At 62.4% G+C, this 4,328-nt stretch carries 6 protein-coding genes and 1 pseudogene; 3 read left to right on the top strand and 4 right to left on the bottom strand.

The window, feature by feature from the left end:
* Positions 1 to 1,095: alpha-amylase family glycosyl hydrolase (locus AUR66_RS16240; RefSeq protein WP_157533178.1), on the top strand; the 1,095-nt coding region annotated here is incomplete at its 5' end.
* Between the two features lie 28 nt (positions 1,096 to 1,123).
* On the opposite strand, the gene AUR66_RS16235 is transcribed toward AUR66_RS16240, so the two are convergent.
* Both AUR66_RS16235 and AUR66_RS16230 read right to left on the bottom strand, forming a co-directional pair.
* Positions 1,124 to 1,747 (bottom strand): glyoxalase/bleomycin resistance/dioxygenase family protein, encoded by a 624-nt coding sequence (locus tag AUR66_RS16235; protein WP_058573269.1) that lies wholly within the window; start codon positions 1,745 to 1,747, stop codon positions 1,124 to 1,126.
* A gap of 91 nt (positions 1,748 to 1,838) precedes the next feature.
* The gene (locus AUR66_RS16230; protein ID WP_058573268.1) at positions 1,839 to 2,063 is read right to left on the bottom strand and encodes a YgaP family membrane protein; all 225 of its coding nucleotides are present in this window, start codon (positions 2,061 to 2,063) and stop codon (positions 1,839 to 1,841) included.
* 152 nt (positions 2,064 to 2,215) lie between these two features.
* Between AUR66_RS16230 and hisF the strand changes: the two genes are divergently transcribed.
* Both hisF and AUR66_RS16220 read left to right on the top strand, forming a co-directional pair.
* Complete coding sequence (gene hisF, locus AUR66_RS16225; RefSeq protein WP_058573267.1) at positions 2,216 to 3,028, top strand: imidazole glycerol phosphate synthase subunit HisF; 813 nt, start codon at positions 2,216 to 2,218, stop codon at positions 3,026 to 3,028.
* A 100-nt stretch (positions 3,029 to 3,128) separates the two neighbouring features.
* Positions 3,129 to 3,725, top strand: coding sequence for a DUF1684 domain-containing protein (locus tag AUR66_RS16220; RefSeq protein ID WP_058573266.1), 597 nt, complete (start codon positions 3,129 to 3,131; stop codon positions 3,723 to 3,725).
* Between the two features lie 78 nt (positions 3,726 to 3,803).
* Here AUR66_RS16220 and AUR66_RS16215 read toward each other — a convergent pair whose 3' ends face one another.
* Together AUR66_RS16215 and AUR66_RS16210 are read right to left on the bottom strand one after the other, a co-directional pair.
* The gene (locus tag AUR66_RS16215) at positions 3,804 to 4,094 is read right to left on the bottom strand and encodes a DNA-directed RNA polymerase subunit L (RefSeq protein WP_058573265.1); all 291 of its coding nucleotides are present in this window, start codon (positions 4,092 to 4,094) and stop codon (positions 3,804 to 3,806) included.
* Between the two features lie 26 nt (positions 4,095 to 4,120).
* Positions 4,121 to 4,328 (bottom strand): annotated as a pseudogene (locus AUR66_RS16210) (MBL fold metallo-hydrolase); the annotation flags it as partial.

Raw genomic sequence — 4,328 nt, 5'->3', positions numbered from 1 at the left:
ATGGACGTCATCAACCTCATCTCCAAACCCGACGGCCTCCCCGACGCCGAGGACCCCACCGAAATCGTCAAAGGTGTCGACCAGTTCACCAACGGGCCGCGCGTCCACGAGTACCTCTCGGAACTCCACGACCGGGTGCTCGACGGCACGGACGCGATGACCGTCGGCGAGATGGCCGAACTCTCCATCGAGGAGGCGAAACGGTACGTCGGTGAAGACGGCGACGGCATGAGCATGGTGTTCACCTTCGACCACATGCGCCTCGACATGACCGACGCCGGACGGTGGTCCTACCGAGAGTCGTCACCGCGCGAACTCAAGGAGTCGATGACCCATTGGCAGGAGGGACTCGCAGACGAGGGGTGGAACTCGCTGTTCCTCAACAACCACGACGAACCCCGACAGGTCTCGCGCTTTGGCGACGACGGCCAGTACCGACGAGAGTCGGCGAAACTGCTCGCCACGCTGCTCCACACCCTCCGTGGAACCCCGTACATCTACCAAGGCGAAGAACTGGGCATGACCAACTACCCGTTCGACTCTCTCGACGAGGTGCGTGACGTGGACACGATAAAGAACGTCCGCGCCGCCTTGCGAGCAGGCCGCCTCGACGAAGATGACGTGATGGACCTCGTTCGCTACCGCACCCGCGACAACGCTCGGACGCCGATGCAGTGGGACGACTCCGAACACGCTGGATTCACCGATGGCGACCCGTGGATGCCCGTCAACCCGAACAAAGACGACATCAACGTGGGAGACGCCCGAAGCGACCCAGATTCTATCTGGCACTACTACCGTGACCTCATCTCGCTTCGAAAGGGGCGTGACGTACTCGTCTACGGCGACTACGACCTGCGACTTCGCGACCACGAGTCACTGTGGGTCTACACCCGGACACTCGAAACCGCCGACGGCGAGGACACACTGCTCGTCGTCCTCAACTTCGACAGCGACGAGACGCACTTCGAACCGCCGACAGACCTCGCTGGCGAACCTGCAGAGATGCTCATCTCGAACTACGATGCCGACATCGAGAGCGTCGAGACCACGACGCTCCGCCCGTGGGAAGCGCGCGTCTACGACCTCTCCTGAATCGCGCGAACGACTCACGTCGGCCCAGTCACGCAGTCTCTCTCGGGACCAACGACGCCATCTCGAACTGTTGCTGTTCGACGCGGTCACCGTCGACTCGTGCTTCTCTGACTGCCGCTTTCGGCCCGCGGACGGGGACGACGCGAAGATTGTGCACGTCGCCGAGGACGGCGCCGAGACCACGTGAGATGTCGTCGCGTGCCTCGACTGGAACGGCGAGCGAGACGTTCGTGAACCGGCAGTCCGACGACGGACCGAGTTCTGCGACCACGTCGCTGTCGGCGGCCTGTAGTTCCACTCGGAACCCCCACGGTGTGACGAGGAAGGTTCGACGCTCGTTTTCGGTCACCGACCAGCCGCGTTCTCTCGCTCGCTCGACGACGCCGGCAACGTCGTCGACGACGATACCGAAGTGGTCGAAGTCGAGTCGTGGGGCGGGTGTAAGCGTCACATCTACGAATCCGCCGCGATTCGTCTGGAGTCTGCATGTGAACCCGGGTGGAGTGTCTTCCTCGGGCGCGAGTGCGACCGACTCGCCATCGACCGAACCAAACCGGGCAGTCGGTGTGATGCCGTGTGTCGAGAGGAGAGACGCAGCGTAATCGACGTCCGGGACGTGATAGTGGAGGTGGAAGACGGAAGGGAGGCCCATGTTTGGTTGGTCTTCGCAGACCAGTATGAACGTAGCGCTGTCGTCACTCGCGACCCGAGCGTGTCGTGTGAAAAGATTGGAGGCCAGACGACTACCCATCGAGCGTATCGATGCCGAGAACGCTGTACAGCAGGCACGTCTCGGTGGTCGCGGTGACGAACAGCACCGCCGCGACGAGGAGCGACACTCCGGCAACGCCTGCCGTCGTGGGAACGTCCCACGGCCGGAGATAGGTGGCACTCATCGAGACGACGGTGAGGAACAATCCCAGCGCGATACGAACTCCTTTGTCCAGTGACCCGACATTTTGCTTCATATCGATAGTACGCTGTTTTGAATAGAGTAGCCACCCGCTGACTCCCGGCGAGCGAGAACGAGACTGCCGGTGGACGGCATCCGCGGACGCGAGTTCTCTCCTGCCGTAGTCGAAACGGTGAAACGGTTCTTTCGCCAACGATTCGGTAGCGAATGCTCACGAAGCGCATCATCCCCTGTATCGACGTGGACCTCGACGAAGACGGGAATCCGGCCGTCTACACCGGGGTCAACTTCGAGGACCTGAAGTACACGGGCGACCCCGTCGAGATGGCTAAACTGTACAACGAAGCCGGTGCCGACGAGTTCGTCTTCCTCGACATCACCGCCTCTGCCGACGGCCGTGAGACGATGCTCGACACCGTCTCGAAGGTCGCAGACGAGGTGTTCATCCCGCTGACCGTCGGTGGCGGCATCCGCACCCGCGACGACATCAAAGAGACACTCCGCGCCGGCGCGGACAAAGTCTCCATCAACACCGCGGCGTTGCAGAACCCCTCGCTCATCGAAGACGGCGCCCGCTCTTTCGGCAGTCAGTGTATCGTCATCTCGGTCGACGCACGCCGCCGGTACGACGAAGACGGCGAGTACTACGCCGAAGTCGACGGCGAGTCCTGCTGGTTCGAGTGCACCGTCAAAGGTGGCCGCGAAGGAACCGGCGTAGACGTCGTCGAGTGGTCCCGCGAGGCCGAATCCCGCGGTGCCGGCGAGTTGTTCATCAACTCCATCGACACCGACGGCACGAAAGATGGCTACGACATCCCGCTAACGAAGGCCGTCTGCGACAACGTCTCGACACCCGTCATCGCTTCGTCGGGATGCGGCGGCCCCGAAGACATGTACGAAGTGTTCACCGAAGCAGGCGCCGACGCCGGTCTCGCCGCCTCTATCTTCCACTTCGACGAGTACTCCATCCGCGACGTGAAGGAGTACCTCGACGAACACGACGTGCCGGTCCGCCTGTAAGTCAGGGCCGCGAGTCGCGGGCGATACGCCCCGCGGTCGTGCGCACCGTGCGCAGTCGAAACCAATCTTAACCACGATAGCGACCGTATCTCAGACCGCGATGACTGACGATTCTTCTTGGCTGACTGACCTGCAACGGCACCGCGAACAGAAAGACCGCTATCTCGCTCACGACCGCCACTCACCGATTCCCCCCGACCAACGCGAGTCGTTCGACGGTCTCGACTACTTCGACCCCGACCCAGACCTGCGGTACGAACTCGAACTGCAGGAGTACGACGACCCCGAGACCATCACTATCGGCACGTCGACAGACGGCGAACGCGACTACCTCGTCTGGGGCAGGTTCGAGTTCGAACTAGACGGGGAGACGTACACGCTGGACGCGTACCGAGCGACTCCGGACGAGGACCGACTCTGGGTTCCCTTCCGAGACGAGACGAACACGAAGGAAACCTATGGGGCCGGTCGGTATCTGGACCTCGAAGCGGACGACCGGACCGAAGACGGCCAGTGGGTGCTCGACTTCAACTACGCGTACAACCCGTTTTGTGCGTACTCTCCACGATACGAGTGTCCGCTCGTCCCCATGGAGAACTGGCTTCAGGTCAGCATCGAGGCCGGTGAGATGGACTACGAAGGTCCCGCAGGGGCAGAAGACGCTCACGGCGCGCATGGCCACGGCCACGCGGACTAACTGGTGACCTCGACCATGCTGCCCTCAGTCGGCAGCCTACCGGCTCGGAAATCGAGAAAACGAGCGTAGAACGGTAGTTTACGCGTCGATGCCTGCTTCGTAGGCGGCAGTGAAGTTGTCGGCGGTGTCCTGAACGCCGCGAGCAGCCTCTGCGAGCGCGTCGAGTGGGTCGACGCCCGTTTCAGTCTTGATAGAGAGCACGGGGTCAGTCTGTCCACCGGACTGCTCGGGGTTCACGTCGTACGTTGCCGCAGTCACGCTCTCGGTCTGGAGGAGTTCACCTTTCAGCACGTTCATGAAGGTGTGGTCCTCGCCGCCGATTTCGATGCGGAGTTCCTCGTCGGTCTTGTCGATGACCCGCAGTTCCATGGCTCTCCGTTCCGTCCAGCGGCGTTTTAACGTTTCGTCTCGGGGACAGGCACGAGTGCGTCTACGTCCACCGCGGTTCCAGTGAGGGCGTACTCGGACCCGTCTTGTTCGAGGACGCCCTCGGCGACGAGGTGGTCGAGGTGCGCGAACGCTTCGCCGGGGCCGTGGAGGATGTGGATGTTCGAGAGGTCACCGAAGAGGTGGGCGCTCACCGTCCACGCGTCGGCCGGTCCG

The organism is Haloferax profundi, assembly GCF_001469865.1.
Taxonomy (GTDB): Archaea; Halobacteriota; Halobacteria; order Halobacteriales; family Haloferacaceae; genus Haloferax; species Haloferax profundi.
The sequence above is the reverse complement of the archived record's forward strand: the minus strand, read 5'-3'. Positions and strand labels throughout refer to the sequence as shown.

Excerpts from the sequence above, each read along its gene's own strand:
- AUR66_RS16235 (WP_058573269.1), bottom strand. The coding sequence starts at position 1,747 with ATGGGCCTCCCTTCCGTCTTCCACCTCCACTATCACGTCCCGGACGTC.
- AUR66_RS16215 (WP_058573265.1), bottom strand. The coding sequence starts at position 4,094 with ATGGAACTGCGGGTCATCGACAAGACCGACGAGGAACTCCGCATCGAA.
- AUR66_RS16230 (WP_058573268.1), bottom strand. The coding sequence starts at position 2,063 with ATGAAGCAAAATGTCGGGTCACTGGACAAAGGAGTTCGTATCGCGCTG.
- AUR66_RS16220 (WP_058573266.1), top strand. The coding sequence starts at position 3,129 with ATGACTGACGATTCTTCTTGGCTGACTGACCTGCAACGGCACCGCGAA.
- hisF (WP_058573267.1), top strand. The coding sequence starts at position 2,216 with ATGCTCACGAAGCGCATCATCCCCTGTATCGACGTGGACCTCGACGAA.